This is a genomic window from Alistipes sp., assembly GCF_048465575.1.
Classification (GTDB): Bacteria; Bacteroidota; Bacteroidia; order Bacteroidales; family Rikenellaceae; genus Alistipes.
Genome location: NZ_DBFWLG010000007.1, coordinates 30,257 through 55,715 on the forward strand (window position 1 = coordinate 30,257; position 25,459 = coordinate 55,715).

The following is a 25,459-nucleotide window of genomic DNA, read 5'->3' on the forward strand; positions in this document are numbered from 1 at the left end:
CGACTTTTTTCCTACACACAAACGATAAATGAATAACAACTCTATCAGCGTCCTTTTTGCCGACTCGTCGCATGCGCACTACGCAGAGCGCATCTGCCAGATGATCTACGAGTCGGCATTGCAGCGGGGTACGGGCATTGCGAAGCGTTCGCCCGAATACATCGCCGCAAAGATGACCGGCGGCAAGGCCGTCGTGGCGCTGGACGGCGAGAAACTGATCGGTTTCAGCTACATCGAGTGCTGGGGGCACGGCGATTTCGTCGCCACCTCCGGTCTGATCGTCGATCCCGAGTACCGGCACATGGGGCTCGCGGAGCGGATCAAGCGACGAACGTTCGAGCTGGCCCGACGACGATTTCCCTACGCCAAGTTATTCAGCATCACCACGTCGCTTCCGGTCATGAAGCTCAACTCGCGCCTGGGCTACGTGCCCGTGACCTTTTCCGAACTGACCGAGGACGAGGAGTTCTGGCAGGGCTGCCAGGGCTGCTGCAACTACGACATCCTCCAGCGCAACCAGCGCCGCATGTGCCTCTGTACGGGCATGTTGTACGACCCGGCCAAGAAGCGGACGCGGCAGTCGCGCATGGCGCCTTATGTGATGTTTTTCAGGAATAAATTAAAAAAACTTTTTCACCTGAAATAACGGTCTGAATTCCCATTGCCGCGCAGCGGCACATAAGCCCCCGCCGAGGCGGGGGTTTGGGGGTGGGTCAGAATTGTAAACGCGGCGGAACGCTGCGAGAACGGCCTGCCTCTACAAGAAACGGTCAAATGAAATCGAAAAAAAGATAAGGATATGGAAAAGAAGAAAATCGTTCTGGCATTCAGCGGCGGACTGGACACCTCGTTCTGTGTCAAATACCTCTCCGAGGAGCGGGGCTACGACGTTTATACGGCCGTAGCCAATACGGGCGGCTTTTCGAAAGCCGAACTGGAGCGTATCGAGAAACGGGCCATCGAGCTGGGCGCCGTCGCCCACGCCACACTCGACATCGAGCAGGAGTACTACGAAAAGAGCATCCGTTACATGGTTTTCGGCAACGTCCTGCGCAACGGTACCTACCCCATTTCGGTCAGCTCCGAGCGCATCTTCCAGGCCATTGCCATCATCGAATACGCCAAACGGATCGGCGCCGACGCCGTAGCACACGGCTCCACGGGCGCGGGCAACGACCAGGTGCGCTTCGACCTGACGTTCCAGATCCTGGCCCCCGAGATCGAGATCATCACCCCCACGCGCGACCTGACCCTCACGCGCGAACAGGAGATCGACTACCTGCGCCGCCACGGCATCACGGCCGACTACAAGCAGATGGAGTATTCGATCAACAAGGGGCTGTGGGGCACCTCGATCGGCGGCAAGGAGACTTTGCGCTCCGCAGAGACCCTCCCCGAAGAGGCCTATCCGAGCCAGATCACCGCCGAGGGCGAAGAGCGCCTCACCATCTCTTTCGCCGAGGGCGAAATCGCCGCCGTCAACGGCACCCCCTACGAGGACAAGGTCGCAGCCATCCGCGCCGTGGAGGCCATCGGCTCGCGCTACGGCATCGGCCGCGACATGCACGTGGGCGACACGATCATCGGCATCAAGGGCCGCGTGGGCTTCGAGGCAGCCGGTCCGATGCTCATCCTGGCCGCCCACAAGCTGCTCGAAAAACACACGCTGACCAAGTGGCAGCTCTACTGGAAAGAGCAGGTGGCCACGTGGTACGGCATGTTCCTTCACGAGGCGCAGTACCTCGAACCGGTCATGCGCGACATCGAAGCGATGCTTCGCTCCTCGCAGCGCAACGTCACGGGCACCGTGGAGCTGATCCTGCGGCCGCGCAACTTTACGCTGGTGGGCGTCGAGTCGCCGTTCGATCTGATGAAAACCGATTTCGGCGAGTACGGCGAGGTGAACCGGGCCTGGACGGCGGACGACGTCAAGGGCTTCACGAAGATTCTGGGCAACCAGATCAAAATCTACCACAACGTCCAGAAACGCAACGGCAAATGATCCGCGTCGGCATCCTCGGAGGCGCCGGTTACACGGCCGGCGAACTCATCCGGCTCGTGCTGAACCACCCGGCAGCCGAGCTGGCGTTCGTCCACAGCACCTCGAATGCGGACAACCGCCTTGCGGACGTCCATTCGGGGCTCGAGGGCGACACCGAACTGCGCTTCACCGCCTCCGCAGACCTCACGGCGGCCGATGTGGTGTTCCTCTGCTCGGCCCACGGTCAGAGCCGCGTATGGCTGGCCGAAAACGAGATTCCGTCCGGCGTAAAGATCATCGACCTGGCGCAGGATTTCCGCGACGAATCGCAGGGCTTCGTCTACGGCCTACCGGAGCTCAACCGCGATCGCATCCGCAGCGCCGCGCGTGTGGCCAACCCGGGCTGCTTCGCTACGGCGATCCAACTGGCGCTGCTGCCCCTGGCGGCCGCCGGACTGCTGCGCGACGAGGTGCACGTGACGGCCGTGACCGGATCGACGGGCGCCGGCGTCAAACCCTCGGCCACGACCCATTTCAGCTGGCGGGCGCAGAACCTCTCGGTCTACAAGGCTTTCACGCACCAGCACCTGACGGAGATTGCCCGCAACCTGCGTCGCCTCGACCCGATGTTCGGCTCGGCGGTGAATTTCGTCCCCCTGCGCGGCGATTTCACGCGGGGCATCCTCGCAAGCGTCTACACCTCCTGCACCGCGGACAGCGAGACGGTCCGCCGGCTTTACGAGGAGTTCTACCGCACGGCTCCTTTCACGTCGGTCGTCTCCCGCGACGTGGACCTCAAGCAGGTCGTGAACACGAACAAGGCGCTGCTGAACGTCAACCGCCACGGCGACAAACTGCATGTGGTCTCGGTGATCGACAACCTGCTGAAAGGGTCTTCGGGGCAGGCCGTCGAGAACATGAACCTGATGTTCGGGCTCGACCAGACCGCGGGGCTGCGGCTCAAAGCGTCGGCTTTTTAAAAAGGTGAAAGGTGAACTTTGCGATTGAGCGAGGGCAGAGACTGCAAGCAGTCTCTGCCGAGCGTTAGCAAAGTCAAGCCGCCGCAGGCGGGTTAAAGGAGAAAGGTGTAAAGTTTTATGCGCCGGCTCTCACCGCACAAGAAACCACCTGTTCCCGATCCCCGAGCCCTGTCGAGGGGCCGCAAGGCACAAACGCATAAAAACTGCAACATGGAACTCTTCAACGTCTATTCCCTCTATCCGGTCGAACCCGTCCTGGGCCGCGGCTGCTTCGTTTACGACGACGCCGGCACGGAGTACCTCGACCTCTACGGCGGCCATGCCGTCATCTCGATCGGCCACTCCCACCCGGCCTGGGTCGAGGCCATCCAAACGCAGGCCGCCCGGCTGGGATTCTACTCCAACTCGGTCGAAAACTCGCTCCAGCGGCGCCTGGCGGAGCTGCTGGGCCGCCTCTCGGGTTACGACGACTACCGCCTTTTCCTCTGCAACTCGGGCGCTGAGGCCAACGAGAATGCCCTGAAGCTAGCCTCGTTCCACACCGGTCGCACAAAGGTCCTGGCTTTCTCCCACGCTTTCCACGGCCGCACGGCCGGAGCTGTCGCCGCCACCGACAACCCGGCCATCCGCTCGCCGTTCAACCAGACTGCCAATGTAGAGTTCGTTCCGCTGAACGACATCGGAGCGGTCCGCGAAAAACTCTCCACGCGGGAGTTCGCCGCCGTGGTGATCGAGGGCATCCAGGGCGTGGCGGGCATCCACTGCCCGACGGACGATTTTCTCCGCGAGTTGCGCGCCGCAACCAACGAAACGGGCACCCAGCTCATCCTCGACGAAATCCAGTCGGGCTACGGCCGCACGGGCCGCTTCTTCGCCCACCAGCGGGCCGCGATCCGTCCGGACCTCATCACCGTGGCCAAAGGCATGGGCAACGGCTTCCCCATCGGCGGCGTCGTGATCGCCCCGCATTTCGAGGCGCGGCCCGGAATGCTGGGGACCACGTTCGGCGGCAGCCACCTGGCCTGCGCCGCAGCCATCGCCGTGCTGGAGACGATCGAGCGCGAGGGGCTCGTCGAAAATGCCGCCCGCGTGGGCGACTACCTCCTAAATGAGCTGCGGGGTATCGACGGTCCGCGGGAGGTTCGGGGCCGGGGGCTGATGATCGGCATCGAACTCGACGGCTCGGGGACGGAGCTGCGCCGCCGGCTTCTCTTCGACAAACATGTTTTTACGGGCGGTGCAGGACCCTCGACGGTACGTTTGCTGCCGGCGCTGTGCCTGACGCGCGAACTGGCCGACCGCTTCCTCGAAGCACTGTGCGATGCAATCAAAAATTAAGAATTAAAAATGCATAAATTCACCTGCGTACACGACATCGGCGACCTGCGGGAAGCCGTCGCCGAAGCGCGCGAGCTCAAACGCGACCGCTTCCGCCATACCGCGCTGGGCCGCAACCGGACCCTCTTGATGCTCTTCTTCAACGCGAGCCTGCGCACGCGGCTCTCGACCCAGAAGGCCGCGATGAACCTGGGCATGAACACCATGGTCCTCGACGTGAACCAGGGGGCCTGGAAGCTCGAAACCGAGCGGGGCGTGGTGATGGACGGCGACCGCGCCGAGCACCTGCTGGAAGCCATCCCCGTTATGGGCTCCTACTGCGACGTGATCGGCGTGAGGTCTTTCGCCCGCTTCGAGGACAAGCAGGAGGACTACTCGGAGCGCATCCTCGAGCAGTTCATCCGCTACTCGGGCCGCCCGGTCTTTTCGATGGAGGCTGCCACGCGGCATCCGCTCCAGAGTTTCGCCGACCTCGTTACCATCGAGGAGCACAAGACCAAGGAACGCCCCAAGGTGGTGCTGACCTGGGCTCCCCACCCCAACGCCCTGCCGCAGGCCGTGCCCAACTCGTTCGCCGAGTGGATGATCGCCGCGGGCTACGACCTCGTGATCACCCACCCCGCAGGCTACGAACTCGCCCCGGAGTTCGTGGGCCCGGCAAAAGTCGAATACGACCAGCGCAAGGCCCTCGCCGGCGCCGATTTCGTCTATGCAAAAAACTGGGCGGCCTGGGCCGATCCCAACTACGGCAAGGTCCTCTCGCGCGACCGCTCCTGGACGGTCGATGCGGAGAAAATGGCCTTGACCGACGATGCTTTCTTCATGCACTGCCTGCCCGTGCGCCGGAACATGATCGTCACGGACGAGGTGATCGAGTCTCCCCGTTCGCTGGTAATCGCCGAGGCCGCGAACCGCGAGATCGCCGCCCAGGTCGTCCTCAAACGCATGCTGGAGGGACTTTCGTGATGGAACGGATTACTGTCGTAAAGATCGGCGGCCACGTCATCGACGACCCCGCGGCCCTTGCACGTTTTCAGCGGGATTTCGCCGCGCTGCCCGGGGCCAAAATCCTCGTACACGGCGGCGGCAAGCTGGCCACGCGGCTCGCCGAGCGGCTGGAACTGAAAGTCGAGCTGGTCGAGGGACGCCGCATCACCGACAAGGGCACGCTCGACGTGGTGACGATGGTCTATGCCGGGCTGGTCAACAAGCAGCTCGTGGCCGGGCTCCAAGCCGCCGGGTGCAACGCCCTGGGACTCTCGGGGGCCGACGGAAACATCGTGCTCGCCGGCCGCCGGCCGCCGCAGCCCGTCGACTACGGCTTCGTGGGCGACATCGTCCGGGTCGATTCCGAGCTGCTCCGACGCCTGCTCGACGCGGGGCTGACACCCGTGTTTTCGGCCATTATGCACGACGGCGCGGGCACGCTGCTGAATTGCAACGCCGACAGCGTGGCTTCGGCGCTGGCCACGGCCCTGGCCCGGATCGCCCCGACGGACTTGATCTACTGCTTCGAGAAGCGCGGCGTGCTGGGCGATCCGGACGACGAGCGGTCGCTTATCCGGGAGATCACCCCGGTCGGTTATGCTGCGCTCCGTACGCAGGGTGTCATCCGCGGGGGCATGATCCCCAAGGTCGAGAATGCCCTGAAAGCCGTCGAGCAGGGCGTCCGCAGCGTCTCGATCCGGCGTGCCGACCGACTGCTTGCAGACGACGGCACGACGATACGGAATTCACAACTCTCAACTCCCGACTGATGGATGCACGGAGCGCACAGGCCCTCGATCTGCTGAAGCAACTGATCGCCACCCCGTCGCCCTCGCGCGACGAGGGGGCGACGGCCGACCTGCTGTACGCCTTTCTTGCGGAGCGGGGCGCTGCGCCCGAGCGGCTCGCAAACAACGTCTACGCCCGCGCGGCCGAATTCGATCCGGCACGGCCTGCGCTGCTGCTGAACTCCCACCACGACACCGTGCGCCCCGCCGCCTCGTGGACGCGCGATCCCTATGCCCCCGTCGTCGAAGAGGGCCGTCTCTACGGGCTGGGCAGCAACGACGCCGGAGCCTCGGTCGCGGCACTGACGGCGGTTTTTCTGGCCATGCGCAACCGGCCGCTGCCGTTCAACCTCTACTTGGCCCTCACGGCCGAGGAGGAGTGCTCGGGCGAACGGGGCATCCGGGCCCTGCTGCCGGTGTTGGGGCGGATCGATATGGCTCTGGTCGGGGAGCCGACCGGTATGCGGGCAGCCGTGGGCGAGCGGGGTTTGGTGGTCCTCGACTGCGAGGCGCACGGCGTAAGCGGCCACGCCGCCCGCGACGAGGGGGTCAATGCCCTCTACCGGGCGCTCGACGACATCGCCCGGCTCCGCACATTCCGCTTCGAGCGCGAATCCCCTCTGTTGGGTCCTATCGGTATCGCCGTGACCGGAATCGCGGCCGGTACACAGCACAACGTCGTACCGGACCGCTGCCGCTTCGTGGTCGATGTGCGGACGACGGACGCCTACACCAACGAAGAGACGGTCGAAATCCTCCGCGCCGCCATACGCTCCGAGGTGGTACCGCGTTCGACGCGCATCCGCGCCTCGGCCCTTGCCGACGACCACCCGCTCGTCGGGGCCGCCCGGGCCGCGGGGCTCGAAACATTCGTCTCGCCTACCACCTCCGACCGGACGCTCATGCCCTTTCCGGCGCTCAAAATGGGCCCGGGCGAGTCGTCGCGTTCGCATACGGCCGACGAGTACGTCCTGGTCGCAGAGGTGGAGCAGGGTATTCGCATCTACACCGAATACCTCGAAAAACTCGGCGAACTCTTCATGCAATGAAAACCGCGCCCGACGAACAAGGCATCGGGCACCGAAAACTCTTTATAGACTTATGGCAACTAAACTCTGGGACAAGGGTTTCGAACCCGACCGGCTGATCGAGGAGTACACCGTGGGCAATGACCGCGAACTGGACATGCGGCTGGCACAGTACGATGTCGAGGGGTCGCTGGCGCATATCGCCATGCTCGAAAAGATCGGCCTGCTGACCTCCGACGAACTGCAAACGCTCACGGAGGGGCTGCACGAAATAGCCGAAGAAATCCGGGCCGGACGCTTCGGGATCGAGCCCGGCACCGAGGACGTCCATTCGCAGGTCGAATTGCTGCTCACGCGGCGGCTGGGCGACGCGGGCAAGAAGATTCACGCGGGCCGTTCGCGCAACGATCAGGTGCTCGTCGATCTCAAGCTCTTCCTGCGGGACGAACTGCGGCAGATCGCCGACAGCGTACGGGCGCTCTTCGACCGCCTGCAATCGCTCAGCGAACGCTACCGCGAAGTGCTGATGCCCGGCTACACCCATTTGCAGGTCGCCATGCCCTCGTCGTTCGGACTCTGGTTCGGCGCTTATGCCGAGACACTCATCGATGACCAGCGGCTGGTGGCGGCGGCCTGGCACATCGCCAACCAGAATCCGCTGGGTTCGGCCGCCGGCTACGGCTCGTCGTTCCCGCTGGACCGCGAAATGACCACCCGGCTGCTGGGCTTCGAGACACTGCACTACAACGTCGTGGCGGCGCAGATGAGCCGCGGCAAGAGCGAACGGGCCGCCGCTGCGGCCATTGCCGCCGTGGCCGCCACCGTGGGGCGGCTGTCGATGGACGTCTGCCTGATGATGAGCCAGAATTTCGGCTTCGTCACCCTCCCCGACCGCCTCACCACCGGTTCGAGCATCATGCCGCACAAGAAGAATCCCGACGTCTTCGAGATCATGCGCGGCCGCTGCAACCGCCTCCAGGCCGTGCCCAACGAGCTGGCGCTCCTGACCGCGAACCTGCCCGTCGGGTACCACCGCGACATGCAGCTCCTGAAAGACATTCTCTTCCCCGCGACGACCGAAATCCGCCGCACGCTCTCGATGTGCGACTACATGCTCTCGAACCTCGGTGTCAACGAGCACATTTTGGACGATCCCAAATACGACTACCTCTTCACGGTCGAAGATGTGAATCGGCTGGTCCTCGGGGGCACCCCGTTCCGCGAAGCCTACCGCACGGTGGGAAAGGCGGTGCAGGAGGGCCGCTACCGCCCCACGCGCGAGGTGCACCACACCCATGCGGGCAGCATCGGAAATCTTTGCACGGACCGCATCCGACAAAAAATGGAGGCGGTAATGGCCGAATTCACAACCCGCTCCCAGCCCGAAGAACCGCATGGGCGGAGGTAGTAAAGGCGAATGCCAAATCATGAGTTTTCGATTTTAGAGGAGCAGATTTGTGCTTAAACGAAATGCGGCACGGATGGGTAGTACATAAGGTACGTCCCATTCGTGCCGCATGAGTGCAAGTGCAAAGATGCCCTATAAAATCGAAAACAAATCGAAAGCTACTTGATGCGCTCGTAGTACTCGCGCGTGCGGGTATCGACGCGGATCTTGTCGCCCGTGTTGATGAACAGGGGGACGCGGACCGTGGCACCGGTGTTGACCGTGGCGGGCTTGAGGGAGTTGGTCGAGGCGGTGTCGCCCTTGATGCCCGGCTCGGTGTAGGTGACCTCCATGTCCACGATCGGGGGCAGCTCGGCCGAAAGCACCTGCTCTTTCTCGGTGTGGAACATGACCTCGACGATCTGGCCATCGGCCATCAGGTCGTAGTTGTTGATCAGGTTCTTGTCGATATTGATCTCCTCGAACGTCTCGGTGTGCATGAAATGCATGCCCAGGTCGTCCTCGTAGGTGAACTGGTAGGGACGGCGCTCGACGCGCACGGGCTCGATCTTCACGCCAGCCGAAAAGGTGTTTTCCAGCACGCGGCCGTTTTCGAGGTTCTTGAGTTTGGTGCGCACGAAAGCGGGTCCCTTGCCGGGCTTGACGTGCTGAAAATCGACGATCTGAAAGGTCTTGCCGTCCATTTCGATGCACATTCCGATTTTGATGTCAGCGGTAGTTGCCATAGTGTATAGTATTTTAGATGTATTTCGCGGCGCAAAGGTACGCATAAAATCCGAAAAATCCTATTCCCCGGCACCGGCGCACCGGAGAGGGCGTCAAAACTCGATCGGCTTGCACCGCAGGCCCATCTGCCGGATCTTTTCGAGCGTGCGCGGCAGGGCGTAGCGCATGTTGCGGAACGCCTTTTCGCTGTCGTGGAAGACGACGATGGCCCCTGGCGCGAGGTACTTGGTGACGTTCTTCAGACAGGTGCGGGGCGACAAACGCCGGTTGTAGTCGCGCGAGAGGATGTCCCACATGACCAGCTTGTAGCGCTGGCCCAGAAAGCGCGCCTGCGCCGGGGTGATGCGGGCATAGGGCGGACGAAACAGCTCACTTTGGATCAGGTCATTGGCAAAATCCACGTCCTCCGTATAGCGCTCCAGGCTCATGCCCCATCCTTTCTGGTGGGAGTAGGTGTGGTTGCCCACCTTGTGACCCGCATCGACGATGCGGCGGAAGAGGTCGGGATACATCTCGACGTTCTTGCCCAGCACGAAAAAGGTCGCTTTGGCATCGTACTTGTCCAGTGTCGAGAGAATCCACTCGGTGATACCGGGCGTGGGGCCGTCGTCGAACGTGAGGAAAACGCCCTCCCGGTCGTCGATCTCCCAGATCAGGTCCGGCATCAGGCGCCGGATTATTTTGGGCGGTTTCAAACGCATGGCCCGGCAAAAATAGTGAAAATCCGCGCCATTTGGAAAAATATCGTTATCTTTGCTCTTAACAAATTCGACCCGAAGCCGTTGCGCTGCCGGGTCCGCAATGACCGACCGGCTATGAAAATTGTCAATCGCATGGTGCTTGCGGCGTTTCTCGTCGCCCTCATGACGGGCTGCGACGCCTTTCACACTCTGACCAAAAAGAAACTCAAGACCGCCCAGGGGCGGCCCTACGAGTTGATCGTCGTCTGCGCGCAGCGGGAGTGGACGGGCGAGGTGGGCGACACGCTGCGCGCGATCCTCACGGCTCCGGTGCCCTACCTCAACCAGACCGAACCGTTGTTCGACGTGATGCGGGTGCGCGAGCAGGACTTTTCGAACATGATCGCCGACCACCGCAACGTGCTGAAAGTAGTCGAGGTGCCGTCGCTCGACAAGACCTCGGTGGCCGTGCAGTACAACGTCACGTCCGAGCCGCAGATCGTCCTCACGTTGCAGGGTCCCGACGACAAATCCATCGTCGAATACCTCTCGAAGAACCGGCAGAGCCTCGTTCAGGCCCTCGAATCGGCCGAACGCGACCGGGCCGTGAAAAACGCCGAAGCGTTCGACAACCCCGCCGTGCAGTCCGCCGTCCAGCGCACGTTCGGGGTCGAGATGACCGTTCCGAAAGGGTATACGCTGGCCGCCGAGCAGCCCGATTTCGTCTGGGCCCGCTACGAATATCCCACCGCCAGCCAGGGATTCTTCATCTACTCCTACCCCTACGAGGGACCCCGGTCGCTCTCCGAAGCGGCGCTGCTCGAAGCCCGCAACCGGTTCGCGGCGCGCATCCCCGGCCCCTCCGAAGGCTCGTACATGACCACCTCCGAGGTCATGCCGCCCGATTACCGCATGTTCCGCCTCGAGGGACGGCTGTGGTGCGAACTGCGCGGTTTCTGGGACGTGCACGGCGATTTCATGGGCGGCCCGTTCGTAAGCTATTCGACCGTCGATACGGCCACCAACCGCGTCTTCACGCTCGACTGCTACGTCTACTCCCCGAAACTCCACAAGCGCAATTTCATGCGGGGGGTCGAGCACCTCTTGTACATGGTGCATTTCCCCGAGCAGAAATAACCCCGGTGCGGTTGGACGGACAACCGTCCGGCACGAGCCGAACACCTGCCGTGCGACCCTCCCAGCACGCGCCGAATGCTCGTCCGCTCCGCTGACCGAACACCCATACCGAAGAAACGCCATGCAGCAAGTCCTGACCTATTTATTTCTGGGAATCTACTCGCTCACCATCCTGGGTATCATCGTGGTTATCATCACCGACAACCGCAACCCGCTCAAGACGGTGCCGTGGATCGTCGTGCTGCTGCTGGCTCCGGGCGTCGGGCTGGTCTTCTATTTCTTTTTCGGTCAGAACCTCTCCAAGCAGCGCATCATCACCCACCGCACGCGCAAGCGGATCACCATGCAGCTGGACGAGAGCGAGCACCGGCAGCAACCCGGCATTCCGCCTGCACACCGCGCGCTGTCCGAGTTGCTGATGACCACGCTCCACGCCGTGCCGCTCTACGGCAGCCGCCTGAAGGCTTTCACCGACGGGGAGTCGAAGATGGAGGCCCTGCTCGAGGAGATCGGCCGGGCCCGGCACCACATCCACGTCCAGTACTACATCCTCTCGGACGACGCCACGGGGCGACGCCTGCGCGACGCCCTGGTGGCCAAGGCGCGGTGCGGGGTCGAGGTGCGCCTGCTCTACGACGACGTGGGAAGCAGCGGCGTGAAAAAGGCTTTTTTCGAGGGGATGCGCCGCGAGGGGATCGAGGTACGTGCGTTTCTGCACGTGAAATTTCCGTTCTTCACGAGCAAGGTCAACTACCGCAACCACCGCAAGATCGTCGTCATCGACGGCCGCGTAGGCTTTATCGGCGGCATGAACGTCGCCGACCGCTATGTGCACGGAACGGGCTGGGGCTCGTGGCGCGATACCCATTTCCGCATCGAGGGCAGCGGCGCCGCCGGGTTGCAGGCTTCGTTCCTGAGCGACTGGTCGGCGACCACCAAGCAGCACATTTCGGGCCCGGACTACTACCCCGAGGCCGCATCCTATACCGACGACGTGATGCAGATCGTCCCGAGCGGACCGTTCGGCAAGTGGCGCGCCCTGTTGCAGGCCGACAGCTACGCCATCGCCCGGGCACGGCGGCGGATCTGGATCGAGACCCCCTATTACCTGCCGTCCGACGTGCTGAATACGGCGTTGCAGGTTGCGGCGCTCGCGGGAATCGACGTGCGGCTGATGCTGCCCGAACGCTCCGACTCGAAAGCCATCGACCTGGCTTCGCACTCCTACCTGGACGACATGATGAAAGCCGGGGTGAAGATTCTCTTCTACACCCCGGGGTTCCTCCACTCCAAACTGCTCATCATCGACGACGATTTGACGGTGATCGGCTCGGCGAACATGGATTTCCGCAGTTTCGAACACAATTTCGAGATCAACGCCTTTGTTTACGACGCGGAATTCACAGACCGCATGGAGTCCGTTTTCGAGCGCGATGCGGCCCAGTGCCGCCACCTCACCGCGGCCGAGTGGTTCAACCGCCCCCGTTCCCGCCGCTGGGCCGAGTCGTTCCTGCGCCTCTTCTCCCCGCTGATGTGAGGCTGCGGCCGGGGCGTTATACACGATCCCCCGAGCCTGTCGATGGGTCGCAAATAGTGGAGCGATTTGCTTAAACGAGCGGCGCGCGGATGGGTAGTACATGAGCGTAAGGACCCGGAATCAGTTTTCGATCAGTGTGGTGCAGATGCCGTGCATCGTGACAATCCCCGGACGGGTAGTACTTGAGGTACATCCCGTTCGGGGATTGGAGGGATGTGCGGCAGGTGTGCCGCAATCATCGAAAACTACAATTCGACGATGCGGTGGCGTATGGCATAGACCACCAGCGAGGCGGTGTTCTTGCAGCCGGTCTTTTCGAGAATGTTGGCGCGGTGCTTGTCGACGGTGCGCTTGGAGATGAACAGCTCGTCGGCGATCTCCTGGTTCGACAGGCCCCGGCAGACGGCCACCAGAATTTCGCGCTCGCGCTCGGAGAGCGGCTCGTCGGGGGTCGCCTCGCGGGTGCGGATGCGGCCCGCGAGCGACGAGAGCAGCCGGGGACTGAAATAACTCCCGCCCGCGCGGACCGTTGCGATGGCTTCGATCACGTCGCCGATGTCGGAATCTTTCAAGAGAAAACCCCGGGCACCGGCTTCGACCATGCGCGTATAGTAGCTCTCTTCGCCGAACATGGAGAGGGTGATGATCCGCAACTCCGGACGACGGGCCAAAGCCCGTTCGGTGGTCTGGGCGCCGTCGATTCCGGGCATGGAGAAATCCATGAAAACCACGTCGGCCTCGATTCCGTCCAGCAGGGCGAGGAACTCCTCGCCGCTGGCCGCCTCGCCCGCCACGCGGCACCCGGCGCAACGCTCCAGCAGCCCGCGCAGCCCGTTGCGGAACAACGAATGGTCGTCGACCAGGAAGATGGCGCACTCGTTCATGACCTCCTTTTTCGCCGCCGTTTTTCAGGGGCCGTTTCCGTTTCGGTATTCACCCGGATCGAAGCGCGCATGCCTTTGCCTTTGGCCGAAGCGATGTCGAACGACCCGCCCAGCGAGTTGATGCGCGACGCGATGTTCGAAAGCCCCATGCCGCAGTCCATCATCGCCTGGGGATTGAACCCGCGGCCGTCGTCGGTGTAGTCGAGTGCCAGCATGGTTCCGTTCTGCGACAGCGAGAGGTTCACCGACGTGCAGGCGGCGTGTTTCAGGGAGTTGTTTATCAGTTCGCACACCACCCGGTAGAGGATCACCTCGATGTCCGTATCGTAGCGCTCCGTACGCAGGTTGGTCGTGAAACGGATCTTCACCTCGTGCATCGCGGCGCTCTTGTCGATGAAATTCTGAATCCCCCGCGCCAGCCCGAAATCGTTGAGCACGTGGGGCGAGAGGTTGTTCGATATTTCGCGCAGCGAGCGGATGGCCTCGTCGATGACGTAGGTCGTATTGGCGATGATCTCGCGCTGCTCGTCGCCCGACTGCTCGCGTGCAAGCGCCGTAAGCGACATGCGGGCCGAGGAGAGCAGCGGCCCCAGGCCGTCGTGCAGCTCTTTCGAGAAGCGCGAGCGGGCTTTCTCCTCGGTGCGCAGGACGGCCGTTAGGATGCGCTTATTGAGCAGCTGCCGCTGGCGGTTGAGGCGGTCGATGTATTTGAAGAGTTTGTGGGCGTACATGACGCCGATGGAGAGGCAGACCGAGATCACGATGCCCAGGTAGGCGAACCACCAGCGCGGCACGTACTGCCCCGAAGCCATCAGCAGCTGGATGAAGCGCTCGACCGAGAGCAGCGAGAAGCCGACGATGAAGAGAATCCACACCGAGTTGTACTTGGTCATGCGCACCAGCCTCAGGGCGTAGGCCGTGGCCATTATCTGTACGATGATGGCGATGACGAGCAGAATCTTTATCAGCATAGGCAAATATAATTAAAAATTGAGAATTAAGAATTAAAAATTACCCTATTTTTATCCTTATACCGGTCTGCGACAACGAGGAGTGTTCGAGAATAAAATAAAGTACGTTCCCCGCATCCTTATTAATTTTTAATTCTTAATTTTTAATTGTTTCATTGCGGTTGAGAAACCGCAGGTTCTCCAGCTGCCGGTAGTCCGTCAGGTCGGTCTGCACGGGCACCACCGAGACGTACCCGTGCGAAAGGGCCCATTCGTCGGTGTCCTCGGCCTCGGGTTCGCTGTTGACGAAAGCCCCTGTGAGCCAGAAATAGGCCCGCCCGCGGGGGTCTTCGTGGCGGAAAAACTCCTCGCGCCAGAAGCCCCGGTTCTGGCGGCAGAGGCGGATGCCCCGCAACTCGTCGGGCCGGCCGATCGGCACGTTGACATTCAGGCAGAGCGGCATTTCAAGCTGCGCGGCCAACACCTGATCCACGATCCGCCGGCCGTAGCGGACCGAAGCCTCGAAATCGGCGCCGGCCTCGTGGTCGTCGAGCGACAGCCCGATGGCCGGGCAGCCGTAGAAGCTCCCCTCGATGGCGGCGCCCATCGTGCCCGAGTAGAGCACGTTCACGGCGGAGTTCGAGCCATGGTTGATGCCCGAGAGGACCAGATCGACCCGCCGGTCGCGCAGCAGGTAGTCGAAAGCCATCTTCACGCAGTCGACCGGAGTGCCCGAAAAGGCATAGACCTCCAGTTTCTCCTCTTCGCGCACCTTTCTTAAATATAACGGGTTGTAAATCGTGATGGCCTGGCTCATGCCGCTCTGCATCGTCTCGGGCGCCACCACCACTACGCGGCCCAGGTCGCGCACCACCTCGATGGCGGCGGCCAGGCCGCGGGAATCGTAACCGTCGTCGTTGGTTACCAGGATCAATCGCTCTTTCATCGTGTTCGTTTTGCCTGTAAAGATACGAATAAAACGCGTTCCGAAAAGATATTTTCATGCCACACTTGCGCACAACCGAAATTTCTTCGTATATTTGCAGCCCCGAAAGGGACGTATATCAACCTCTTTCATTGGGCGACCGGGCGCATGCGGAGCGGAGTCGATCCACCGCGCGATTAGGGACAAAGGGTCCTATGGGGTCCGTCGCAGCGGGAATGTTGAATGCGAAACCATTTTAATTGTTGCAACAATGAACAAAGATGCAATCATCAGGCTCGTCAACGAGCAGATGTGGCCGAAGACGGACGCCGACGTACCGTCGTTCAAAGCCGGTGACACGATCACCGTATCGTACAAGATCGTCGAGGGTAACAAGGAGCGTATCCAGAGTTTCCGCGGCGTGGTGATCCAGATCAAGGGATCGGGCAAGACCAAGATGTTCACCATCCGCAAAGTTTCGAACGGCGTGGGTGTCGAGCGTATCTTCCCGCTCTACTCGCCTCATATCGAAAAGATCGAGGTCAACAAGATCGGCGTTGTCCGCCGTGCACGCATCTACTACCTGCGCGATCTGACCGGCAAGAAAGCCCGCATCAAGGAGAAGCGCATGACCAGCGCGGAGAAGAAATAATCCGCCGCCGGCGTTCAGAAAAACAGGACAACCGAAACGGTTGTCCTGTTTTTTTCATTTACCGGCATGGCTTATGTCTTCGTGGATCGAGAAAATTCGCTTGACGTTATGCCAGCCACCGAAGAGGCAAACACAGGTAAGCTTTTCACCTTTTAACTTTCACTTTTCACCTCACCCGAACCGCCATCCCCTAACCGAAAAACCCCGACCTCCATCGAAGAGGCCGGGGATTTTCGATCCGTTCGGAAGCGTCAATCCTCCACGGGAATATCGCGGTTGACGTTGCGCGAGCCGATAAGCGCATAGTAGAGCATGTAGGCCAGCCCGATCACGATCACCCAGTAGCTCGTCAGGTAGCTCGAGATGTCGGCCACATAGCCCTGGATGAGCGGGAGAATGCCGCCGCCGCAGACCATGACCATGAAGATGCCCGACCCCATCGAGGTGTACTTTCCGAGCCCCTCGACGGCCAGGTTGAAGATGCCGCCCCACATTACCGAGGTGCACAGACCGCAGAGCGTGAGGAACATGATGCCGATCGGCACCTGGATCATGGAGAAGCCCGTACCCGTGAACACGGGCATGGAAGCCGTCACGGTCATGGGAGCGAAGATGCCCAGCAGGACGAAGACAATGGCCAGGGAGCATACCACCGAGAGCTGCACCCGGCTCGACACCTTGCCGCCGATGGCGCCGCCGATCAGCCGTCCCACCATCATCAGGAACCAGTAGGTGCCCACCAGCGAACCCGCAGCAGCAGCAGCCATGCCCACGCCGCTGGTCGAGGCGTCGGAAGCGGCCGTGAGGAAGAGGTTCATGAAGTTGGGAATGCCCACCTCGACACCCACATAGATGAAAATGGCCACCGTGCCGAGCACGAAATGGCGGAACGAGAGGGCGCTGTGCGTATCTTTCTTCTTGGCGCCTCCCTGCTCGATGGCGTACGGTTCGGGAATGCGGACCAGGTAGAGGACCACGAAGACCAGCGCGAAGATACCCATGGCGATCCAGAGCGCGGGAGCCGCGTCGCGGATGGTGGCGTTGGCCGCGTTGCCCATCAGGTAACCTACCAGAATGGGAACGATGGTTGCGGCGATCGAGTTGAGCGAGCCGCCGAACTGGATGAGCTGGTTGCCTTTCTTGCCGCCGCCGCCCAAGGTGTTGAGCATCGGGTTGACGACCGTATTGAGCATGCACATCGAGAATCCGGAGATGAAAGCGCCCGTCAGGTAGATGGCGAAACTTCCGGCCTCGCCCGAAAGGAACTGGATGCCCACGCCGACGAATCCCACGGCCACGGCCACCAGCGCCGTCTTCTTGTAGCCGATGCGTCGGAGCATCATGCCCGCCGGAATGCCCATGAAAGCATAGGCGATGAAATTGGCCGCATTGCCCAGCTGCGACATCCAGTTGGCCACGGCAAACTGGTTCTTCACGATCACGCCAAGCGGGTTGGTGAGGCCCGTCACGAACGAGATCATCGCAAAGAGACAGAACATCATGACGATGGGCAGCGTGTAATTTTTTTTCTGTTCCATAAAGAGTATCGATTAGGTTAATAAGTTTGCAGGTTCGATATCAGCGGTCCCGCTCGACGACATACGTGCAGAGATTCACCAGCGAGGAGCGGTAGGGCGAGGGCTCGTATTCGGAGAGCATGTCCACGGCCCGCGAAACGTAGCTGTGCATCACCTCGGAGGCGAATCGCAGGCCTCCCTCGTTCTCGACCGTGCGCCGGAGATATTCCACGGCCTCTTCGTCCTCGTGGCAGCGGGCCAGCCGGGCAAGCAGGTCCTCTCGCCGCCCCTCGTCCGCCCGGTCCAGCACCGCGAGCAGCGGCAGGGTGATCTTTCCCTCCCTCAGGTCGTTGTTCGCGGGTTTTCCGGTATGCGCGTCGCGGGTGTAGTCCAGCAAGTCGTCTTGAATCTGGAACGCCATGCCCAGGGCTTCGCCGAAGCGGCGCATGAGCGACACCCGCTCGCGCGGGGCACCGACGGCCAGCGCACCGGCCGAGGCGCAGACGCCTATCAGGCTGGCGGTTTTCTTGTATATGATGTCCAGGTAGGTCTGGCGGGTCATCGTGTGCTTGTCGGCGCACTCCCCTTGCAGCACCTCGCCCTCGCACAAGGCGGCCATCGCGCCGCAAATGTGGGTCACCAGGTCGAACTGGCCGCTCTGAAGCCCGACCGCCATGTTGCGGGCCAGGATGTAGTCGCCCAGAATCACGGCCCGGTGCGACTGCCAGCGGGCATTGACCGACGGCCGGCCGCGTCGCGTATCGGATTCGTCGATCACGTCGTCGTGGATGAGCGAAGCCACGTGGATCATTTCGACCAGCATGGCCGCCAGCGAGACCCTGCGGCCACGGGAAGCGCCCTTGACGGAGGCATTCATCGCGGCCGACAGCATCACCAGCAACGGGCGGATACCCTTGCCGCGCGACGAAAGGGCGTAACGCAGCATGTTCGAAAGCAACTCCCCCTCGGCCGTAAACTGCTCGGCGACGAACTCGTCGAACGCCTCCAGCTCGGCGGTTACGGGTTTGCGAATGGTATCGAGTGTCATCATAAAAACCTTTTTTCAAAGCGGCTCCCCAAAGCCCCGCGGCCTCGTAACGCATGGCGGCAGCCCCTGTGCGGAAGAGGGAAAAAACGCCTCCCGCCCCGCGCCGAAAGATTCGCCTCCTCCGCTCTTCATGGTGCGTTCGCCAGGGGCAAAGATAATGAAATTTCACGACCGCAACTCGGGAACTGACTATTTTTTCGTACCTTTGACCCTCGGTTAAGCGACTAAAAAATGGAATCTTCGAAAGGCATCCTGCCGAGGTTGCTGCCCGCAGCGGCGGCCCTCGCTCTCTTCTTCGTGGTGAGCGCCCTCTATTTCGCCCCGCAGTTCCGCGGCGAGGCGCTGCCCCAGCACGACGTGGTGCAGTACGAGGGCATGGCCAGCGACATCACCCGGATGCGCCTCGCCACGGGCGAAGACCCCCAGTGGACGGGCGGCATGTTCGGCGGAATGCCCGCCTACCTGATCAACGTGGCCTATCCGGCACAACTGGTCAAGCGCACCGTGGGACAGGTCGTCAAGGCGATCTCCACCCCCGCCGGATTCCTCTTCTTCGCCATGACGGCCATGTGGCTCATGCTGCTCATCGTGGGGATCGATCCCTGGGTGGGGATCGTGCCGGCCCTCGCCTACGGACTTTCGACCTATTTCCTGCTCATCATCGGGGCGGGCCACCTGACCAAAATGTGGGCTTTGGTCTACGCCCCGCTGATGATGGGAGGCGCCTGGATCGCCCTGCGCGGCAACATGTGGATCGGTGCGGCCCTGACGGCGCTGGCCGCTTCGCTCGAGATCGGCGCCAACCACCCGCAGATCACCTACTACTTTCTCGTGGCGATGGCCGCGTTCTGGATCAGCGAGGGCGTCTCGGCTCTCAGGGAGAAGCGCCTGAAAGATTTTGCCCTGCGCACCCTTGTGCTGGCCGCCGCGGGGATAGTGGCCGTGGGTTCCAACTTTTCACCCCTGTGGTACACGGCCCAGCATACGCCCGAAACCATGCGCGGCGGCTCGGAGCTGACCGCACCTGCTCAGGCCTCGCAGAACGGCCTGGACCTCGACTACGCCACGGCCTGGAGCTACGGACGCACGGAGACGCTCAACCTCCTCGTTCCCGATTTCATGGGCCGCGAATCGGGCTCGGTCTTCTCGCCCGACGGGGAGGTCGCCGCCACGCTCAACGAAATGGGGTTGCGGGGCGCCGCGCAGCAGCTTCCGACCTACTGGGGCGACCAGCCCTACACCGGAGGCCCCACCTACCTGGGCGCCGCCGCCGTGTTCCTGGCCGCACTGGGTATCGCGCTGGCGCGCGGACGCAACAAGTGGTGGATCGTGGCGGCCTGCGTGGCGATGATCCTCCTGGCCTGGGGTCGCCATTTGATGGGATTCACCGAATTTGCTTTCAGATACCTGCCCGGTTACAACAAGTTCCGCACCGTGTCGATGACCCTCGTGGTCGTGCAGTGGGCCGTGCCGCTGCTGGGCGCGCTGGCGCTGATGCGGTTGTGGCGCGGCGAGATACCGCGCCGGCAGTTGCTGCGCGCACTGGCCTGGACGGCGGGCGTAACGGGTGGGCTGTGCCTCCTGCTGGCGCTGGCGGGCGGCTCGCTCTTCGATTTCGGCCGCGCGGAAAGCACCGAGATGATGACCGGGCAGTTCACCCGCATCTTCGAGGCCAACGGGATGCAGGAGTACCTCGACCGCGGCATGGATATCGAATGGGGCGAGCGCGTGGGGGCCGCGATGGCGGCCGAGCGGACGCGGATGATGCAGGCCGATGCCTGGCGGTCGCTCGTGATGATCCTCCTCGCTGCGGGGAGTGTGCTGCTGTTCGCCCTGCGAAAAATCAATAAATACGCTTTGACAGCCCTGCTGGCGGCCGTCGTACTGATCGACCTCGTGCCGGTAGACCTGCGGTTCCTTTCGCACGACGATTTCGGCTCTCCGCGCCGGCAGCAGGTCGTCCAGTCGGCCGCCGACAAAGCAATTTTGCAGGACAAAGAGCCGGGGTACCGGGTGCTGAACCTTACGGTCAGTCCGTTCAACGACGCCACGACCTCCTATTTCCACCGCTCGGTGGGCGGCTACCACGGAGCCAAACTGGCCCGCTACCAGGACCTGATCGACCGCTACCTGGCCGCGGGCGACGAGGCGGTACTCGACATGCTCAACACGCGCTACGTGATCGTCCCGGGAGCCGACGGACAGCCCGAAGCGCGACGACGGGCCGCGCCCAACGGCGCGGCGTGGTTCGTCGAACGGACGGTGTGTGCGCACACACCCGAGGATGAGATCGCCCTGCTGGGCGAGGTAAACCTCAAAACCACGGCCGTCATCGCCGAAAAGGATTGCGCCTACGCCGAAGCGTGGCAGGCGGGGATTGCCCCCGACACGGCCGCCGTGCAGCGGATCGCGCTGACGGAGTACCGCCCCAACTACCTCAAATACGAATACACCGCACCCGAAGAATCGCTGGCGGTCTTTTCGGAGATCTACTACGACAAGGGGTGGCGGGCCTGTGTGGACGGCGAAGAGAGGCCCTACATCCGCGCCGACTATGTGCTGCGGGCAATGAAGCTCCCGGCCGGAGCACATACCGTCGAGTGGCGTTTCCGCGCCCCGAAGTGGACCGCGGTAGAGACGGTGACGGGTATTTGCTCGGCACTGATTCTGCTGGGCGCGGCGGCTGCGCTGGTCTATATGATCCTGAAAAGGAGGAAAAAAGAGTGACCCAACTGCCCGCAGACCCGTTTGCTTTCCGAACGAAATTCGGGTTTCGTGAAAGAGCAGGGACCGTTACGCAGGAGGACCAGACAGGAAAAGGGCTGGTGTAAATCCCGCCCCGCAGGAAAGCCCCCGCCGAGGCAGGGTTTGGGGGTGGGTCAGAATTGGATACGCGGCCAGGGGCCGCGATTGCAACGGGCCGAAGAAACAACCGGAACAAAATTGTATGCAAGGATAGGATATGAAAGACGATAAACGACTCAAGCGGAAAGTCCGCAACTCCTATATCGTATCGACCGTAAGCATTACGCTGGTGCTTTTTCTGCTGGGGTCGGTGGGCTACCTGATGGTGGCGGCGATGAAGGTGGCCGACACGCTGCAAGAGAGCATCGCGGTCTCGGTGGAGCTCGAAAACGGCCTCACGGATGCCGACCGGGAGCGGATTGCGGGCGACCTGACCGCCGAAGCGATCGTCGCAACGATCGCCTACGTACCCAAGGAGGAGAAGCTGGAAGATGCCGAATTCCGCAAGATGTTCGAAAGCCAGTTCGAGGAGATTCTGGGAGAAAATCCGTTGCTGGACTCCTACGAACTGACCCTCACGGCCGCTTCGGAGGAGCGGGAACTGCTCGACGGCTTCATCGCCGCAGCCTCCCGCATCCGGGGCGTGGACCGCGTGTCGTACCCGGCATTGCTGGCCGAGCGGCTGCACGCCACGGTGGGCAAAATCCGGCTGGTGCTGCTCCTGTTCGGCGGGGCGCTGCTGGCAATTTCACTGATTCTGGTGAGTAACACCATCCGCCTGGCGATCTTCTCGAAACGTTACCTCATCAATACGATGAAACTCGTGGGAGCGACCAAGTGGTTCATCATGCGCCCGTTCCTGGCGAGCAGCATCACGCAGGGCATCCTCTCCGGGCTGGCGGCCGCGGGGCTCTTCGCGCTGGCGGTCTACGGACTCAACGAGACCATCCCCGAACTGACGAACATCGCCGCAGCGGAAAAGGTCGCCCTGATTCTGGGCTCGATGGTTGCGGGAGGTATCCTCCTCTCGCTGCTCTTCACGGCTTTCGCGCTCAACAAATTCATCAACATGAAATCGAACAAGATATACCTCTATTAAATGAAAAAAGCGAACAATCCCCCCCGGCGGTCCGACGTGGAGAACCCCCGCATGCCGCTTACGCGCCGCAACTACATCCTGCTGGCGATCGGTTTCGGCGTCATCCTCCTCGGATTCATCCTCATGGCAGGCGGCGGCAGCGACTCGCCCGAGGAGTTCAACTACGCCATGTTTTCGTGGCGGAGGATCACGCTGGCCCCGATCCTGGTGATCGGCGGTTTCGTGATCGAAATCTTCGCCATCCTCAAACGGTACAAGTAAAACAATTCAAAATTCATAATTCAAACGCGCCATACATGCAAGTTACGGAACATCGGATTGCTGCATTTCCAGGACCGTACAGACCCTGCGCCGTGGATTGCGAAAGAATAATTATGAATTATGAATTCTTAATTCTGAATTGCATTCGATGGATACATTGCAAGCCATTCTGCTCGGCATCGTGCAGGGTATCACCGAGTTCCTGCCCGTGTCGAGCAGCGGGCACCTCCAGATCGCCAAGGAGCTGCTGGGCGTAAGGATCGAGGACAACCTCACGTTCGACGTGATGCTGCACGCCGGAACGGTCCTCAGTACGCTCGTGGTGCTGCACCGCGAGGTGTGGCGCCTCTTGAAAGGACTCTTTTCGCGCCGGTTCAACGAGGAGCAGGCCTACGTGCTCAAGATCGTCGTCTCGATGATCCCCATCGGCATCGTCGGGCTGCTGCTGGTCGACCGGATCAACGCCCTGCTCGAAGCGCCCTATATCCTGGTCGTGGTCGGCGCCATGCTGCTCCTGACCGCAGCGCTGCTCACGTTCGCCTACTACGCCCGCCCGCGCCAGAAAGAGACGATCTCCTACCGAGACGCCTTTCTCATCGGCCTGGCGCAGGCCGCAGCCGCCATGCCGGGGCTTTCGCGCTCGGGCTCGACCATCGCCACGGGGCTGCTGCTGGGTAACAAAAAAGCCGTGGTGGCGCAGTTCTCGTTTTTGATGGTGCTCGCGCCGATCATCGGACAAACGCTTCTGGAGATGCTCGACGCCGGAGGGCTTCCGGCCGCAGGCATAGGCGCAGGGACGCTCGCCGCGGGATTCGCCGCCTCGTTCCTGACCGGATGCCTGGCCTGCAAGGGCATGATCGAGGTCGTCAAGCGGGGCAAGCTGATCTGGTTCGCCGTCTACTGCGCCCTGGCGGGCATCGTATCCATTTACAGCTACCTGGCATGACGGAACAGATACCCGACCTCAGAGGCCTCAATTTCGAGGAGGGCTACATCGCCGTCATCGACAAGCCCCTGGAGTGGACCTCGACGGACGTGGTCCGCAAGATCAAGTTCGCGCTGCGCCGGCTGGGTTACCGCAAGATCAAAGTGGGCCATGCCGGGACGCTCGATCCGCTGGCTACGGGCGTGCTGTTGGTCTGCATCGGCAGGGCTACCAAACTGGTCGATGCGCTTCAGGCCGAGGAGAAAGAGTACGTGGCCGACGTGATGCTCGGGGCCACGACGCCCAGTTTCGACCTCGAACACCCCGTGGACCGGACCTATCCGTGGGAACACATCACCCGCGAGGGGGTCGGGGAGGCGCTCCGCGCCCTGACGGGCGAGCGGTTGCAGGAGCCGCCCCGCTACTCGGCCAAGAAGATCGACGGCACGCGGGCCTACGAGTTGGCCCGTGCGGGCGAGGAGGTCACGCTGCGCAAGGCGCAGATCGCCATCTACGAGATGGAGCTGCTGGAATACGCCCTGCCGCGGATCAAAATCCGCGTCCGGTGCAGCAAGGGCACCTACATCCGCTCGCTCGCCGGCGAGATCGGTCAGTCGCTCCGCAGCGGCGCCCACCTGACGGCGCTCCGGCGCACGCGCAGCGGCGGCTTTACGGCCGAAAAAGCCTTTTCGCTGGACGTTTTTCTGCAAAAATTGCAGGAACTTGAAACAAAATAGTCTTTTTTGCGTATAATATTTAATCTGTCTTTCGTAAACGCAAACTAAAGGACAACCTATGAAATTATCGCAATACGGATACGATTTCGCGCCCGAAATGCTGGCCAAACACCCGGCCCTGAACCGCGACGAGTCGCGCCTGATGGTCATCAACCGCGCCAAAGGCACCATCGAGCACCGCATATTCAAGGAGATCATCGGCTATTTCAAGGAGAAAGACCTCTTCGTCTTCAACGACACGAAAGTCTTTCCGGCACGCCTCTACGGAAACAAGGAGAAGACGGGCGCCGAGATCGAAATCTTTTTGCTCAGGGAGTTGAACCGCGAGCTGCGGCTGTGGGACGTGCTGGTCGACCCGGCGCGCAAAATCCGCATCGGCAACAAGCTCTATTTCGGCGACGACGACCTCTTGGTGGCCGAGGTGATCGACAACACCACCTCGCGCGGCCGCACGCTGCGTTTTCTGTTCGACGGCTCCTACGAGGAGTTCAAGCAGACCCTCTTCGCGCTGGGCGAAACGCCCCTGCCCAAATGGGTGCGCGAGAAAGTCGAACCCGAGGACGCCGAACGCTACCAGACGATCTTCGCCGAGAAAGAGGGCGCCGTAGCCGCGCCGACGGCCGGCATGCACTTTTCGAAGCACCTGATGAAGCGCATGGAGATCAAAGGGATCGACCGCACGTTCATCACGCTGCACGTCGGACTGGGCAATTTCCGCACGGTGGACGTCGAGGACCTCTCGAAGCACAAGATGGACTCCGAGCAGTTCTTCGTCACCGACCAGGCCGCCCGGGCGGTGAACGAAGCCAAGTGCAGCGGGCACAAGGTCGTAGCCATCGGCACGACCGTGATGCGCACCGTCGAGACGGCCGTCTCGACCGGCGGCATGATAAAACCCATGGAGGGCTGGACCAACAAGTTCGTCTTCGCGCCCTACGAATTCACCGTGGCCGACGCGATGGTGACCAATTTCCACCTCCCCTACTCCACGCAGTTGATGATGGTGGCCGCATTCGGCGGTTACGACACGATCATGAACGCCTACAAGGTAGCCAAAGAGGAGGGGTACCGTTTCGGTACTTACGGCGACGCCATGCTCATTCTTTAAGAATTTTTTCGTACCTTT

Annotated in this window: 24 protein-coding genes; 17 read left to right on the top strand and 7 right to left on the bottom strand. The window is 61.8% G+C overall.

Going from position 1 to position 25,459, the window contains the following annotated elements; all coding sequences use genetic code 11:
* Positions 1–28 precede the first annotated feature (28 nt).
* From ACMQ11_RS01915 to argH, 8 genes are all read left to right on the top strand, one after another.
* Positions 29–646: a GNAT family N-acetyltransferase gene (locus ACMQ11_RS01915; RefSeq protein ID WP_418990974.1), complete on the top strand. Its 618-nt coding sequence runs from the start codon at positions 29–31 to the stop codon at positions 644–646.
* 153 nt (positions 647–799) lie between these two features.
* Complete coding sequence (gene argG / locus ACMQ11_RS01920; RefSeq protein WP_418990975.1) at positions 800–2,002, top strand: argininosuccinate synthase; 1,203 nt, start codon at positions 800–802, stop codon at positions 2,000–2,002.
* Positions 1,999–2,961, top strand: coding sequence for an N-acetyl-gamma-glutamyl-phosphate reductase (gene argC / locus ACMQ11_RS01925; RefSeq protein WP_418990976.1), 963 nt, complete (start codon positions 1,999–2,001; stop codon positions 2,959–2,961). The genes argG and argC overlap by 4 nt, the downstream gene beginning before the upstream one ends.
* A 210-nt stretch (positions 2,962–3,171) precedes the next feature.
* Complete coding sequence (locus ACMQ11_RS01930) at positions 3,172–4,299, top strand: aspartate aminotransferase family protein (RefSeq protein WP_418990977.1); 1,128 nt, start codon at positions 3,172–3,174, stop codon at positions 4,297–4,299.
* 9 nt (positions 4,300–4,308) lie between these two features.
* The gene (locus ACMQ11_RS01935; protein WP_418990978.1) at positions 4,309–5,265 is read left to right on the top strand and encodes an N-acetylornithine carbamoyltransferase; all 957 of its coding nucleotides are present in this window, start codon (positions 4,309–4,311) and stop codon (positions 5,263–5,265) included.
* The gene (argB, locus tag ACMQ11_RS01940; RefSeq protein ID WP_418990979.1) at positions 5,265–6,056 is read left to right on the top strand and encodes an acetylglutamate kinase; all 792 of its coding nucleotides are present in this window, start codon (positions 5,265–5,267) and stop codon (positions 6,054–6,056) included. Before ACMQ11_RS01935 ends, argB begins: the two co-directional genes overlap by 1 nt.
* Positions 6,056–7,123: a M20 family metallo-hydrolase gene (locus ACMQ11_RS01945; RefSeq protein WP_418990980.1), complete on the top strand. Its 1,068-nt coding sequence runs from the start codon at positions 6,056–6,058 to the stop codon at positions 7,121–7,123. Before argB ends, ACMQ11_RS01945 begins: the two co-directional genes overlap by 1 nt.
* A 52-nt stretch (positions 7,124–7,175) precedes the next feature.
* The gene (argH, locus tag ACMQ11_RS01950; protein WP_418990981.1) at positions 7,176–8,510 is read left to right on the top strand and encodes an argininosuccinate lyase; all 1,335 of its coding nucleotides are present in this window, start codon (positions 7,176–7,178) and stop codon (positions 8,508–8,510) included.
* A 158-nt stretch (positions 8,511–8,668) separates the two neighbouring features.
* Here argH and efp read toward each other — a convergent pair whose 3' ends face one another.
* Both efp and ACMQ11_RS01960 read right to left on the bottom strand, forming a co-directional pair.
* Complete coding sequence (gene efp / locus ACMQ11_RS01955) at positions 8,669–9,235, bottom strand: elongation factor P (RefSeq protein ID WP_418990982.1); 567 nt, start codon at positions 9,233–9,235, stop codon at positions 8,669–8,671.
* 93 nt (positions 9,236–9,328) lie between these two features.
* Entirely contained in the window at positions 9,329–9,901 is a 573-nt protein-coding gene (locus ACMQ11_RS01960; RefSeq protein WP_418990983.1) for a polysaccharide deacetylase family protein, read from the bottom strand.
* Between the two features lie 150 nt (positions 9,902–10,051).
* Between ACMQ11_RS01960 and ACMQ11_RS01965 the strand changes: the two genes are divergently transcribed.
* Both ACMQ11_RS01965 and cls read left to right on the top strand, forming a co-directional pair.
* The gene (locus tag ACMQ11_RS01965; protein ID WP_418990984.1) at positions 10,052–11,053 is read left to right on the top strand and encodes a DUF4837 family protein; all 1,002 of its coding nucleotides are present in this window, start codon (positions 10,052–10,054) and stop codon (positions 11,051–11,053) included.
* Between the two features lie 121 nt (positions 11,054–11,174).
* Positions 11,175–12,590: a cardiolipin synthase gene (cls, locus tag ACMQ11_RS01970; protein ID WP_418990985.1), complete on the top strand. Its 1,416-nt coding sequence runs from the start codon at positions 11,175–11,177 to the stop codon at positions 12,588–12,590.
* Positions 12,591–12,835: 245 nt separating this feature from the next.
* Here the strand turns inward: cls and ACMQ11_RS01975 are convergent, their stop codons facing one another.
* The 3 genes from ACMQ11_RS01975 to surE all read right to left on the bottom strand — a co-directional run bounded on the left by ACMQ11_RS01975 (position 12,836) and on the right by surE (position 15,370).
* Positions 12,836–13,474: a response regulator gene (locus ACMQ11_RS01975; protein WP_418990986.1), complete on the bottom strand. Its 639-nt coding sequence runs from the start codon at positions 13,472–13,474 to the stop codon at positions 12,836–12,838.
* Positions 13,471–14,445 carry a sensor histidine kinase gene (locus ACMQ11_RS01980; RefSeq protein ID WP_418990987.1) on the bottom strand — a complete coding sequence of 325 codons (975 nt, stop codon included), beginning with the start codon at positions 14,443–14,445 and terminating at the stop codon, positions 13,471–13,473. The genes ACMQ11_RS01975 and ACMQ11_RS01980 overlap by 4 nt, the downstream gene beginning before the upstream one ends.
* A gap of 136 nt (positions 14,446–14,581) precedes the next feature.
* Positions 14,582–15,370: a 5'/3'-nucleotidase SurE gene (gene surE, locus ACMQ11_RS01985; protein WP_418990988.1), complete on the bottom strand. Its 789-nt coding sequence runs from the start codon at positions 15,368–15,370 to the stop codon at positions 14,582–14,584.
* Positions 15,371–15,620: 250 nt separating this feature from the next.
* Here surE and rplS point away from each other — a divergent pair, with 250 nt between their 5' ends.
* Complete coding sequence (gene rplS, locus ACMQ11_RS01990) at positions 15,621–16,001, top strand: 50S ribosomal protein L19 (protein WP_418990989.1); 381 nt, start codon at positions 15,621–15,623, stop codon at positions 15,999–16,001.
* Positions 16,002–16,252: 251 nt separating this feature from the next.
* Here the strand turns inward: rplS and ACMQ11_RS01995 are convergent, their stop codons facing one another.
* A complete protein-coding gene (locus ACMQ11_RS01995; protein ID WP_418990990.1) occupies positions 16,253–17,539 on the bottom strand; it encodes an MFS transporter in 1,287 nt (428 codons plus the stop codon).
* Between the two features lie 40 nt (positions 17,540–17,579).
* Complete coding sequence (locus ACMQ11_RS02000) at positions 17,580–18,569, bottom strand: polyprenyl synthetase family protein (RefSeq protein ID WP_418990991.1); 990 nt, start codon at positions 18,567–18,569, stop codon at positions 17,580–17,582.
* A gap of 228 nt (positions 18,570–18,797) precedes the next feature.
* Between ACMQ11_RS02000 and ACMQ11_RS02005 the strand changes: the two genes are divergently transcribed.
* From ACMQ11_RS02005 to queA, 6 genes are all read left to right on the top strand, one after another.
* Complete coding sequence (locus ACMQ11_RS02005; protein WP_418990992.1) at positions 18,798–21,293, top strand: YfhO family protein; 2,496 nt, start codon at positions 18,798–18,800, stop codon at positions 21,291–21,293.
* Between the two features lie 235 nt (positions 21,294–21,528).
* Positions 21,529–22,410, top strand: a complete 882-nt coding sequence (locus ACMQ11_RS02010; protein ID WP_418990993.1) for a cell division protein FtsX — start codon at positions 21,529–21,531, stop codon at positions 22,408–22,410.
* Entirely contained in the window at positions 22,411–22,671 is a 261-nt protein-coding gene (locus ACMQ11_RS02015) for a DUF3098 domain-containing protein (protein ID WP_418990994.1), read from the top strand. It begins immediately after the preceding gene.
* 148 nt (positions 22,672–22,819) lie between these two features.
* Entirely contained in the window at positions 22,820–23,617 is a 798-nt protein-coding gene (locus tag ACMQ11_RS02020; protein WP_418990995.1) for an undecaprenyl-diphosphate phosphatase, read from the top strand.
* Positions 23,614–24,333: a tRNA pseudouridine(55) synthase TruB gene (gene truB / locus ACMQ11_RS02025; RefSeq protein WP_418990996.1), complete on the top strand. Its 720-nt coding sequence runs from the start codon at positions 23,614–23,616 to the stop codon at positions 24,331–24,333. Before ACMQ11_RS02020 ends, truB begins: the two co-directional genes overlap by 4 nt.
* Before the next feature lie 58 nt (positions 24,334–24,391).
* Entirely contained in the window at positions 24,392–25,441 is a 1,050-nt protein-coding gene (gene queA, locus ACMQ11_RS02030) for a tRNA preQ1(34) S-adenosylmethionine ribosyltransferase-isomerase QueA (protein ID WP_418990997.1), read from the top strand.
* Positions 25,442–25,459: the final 18 nt, after the last annotated feature.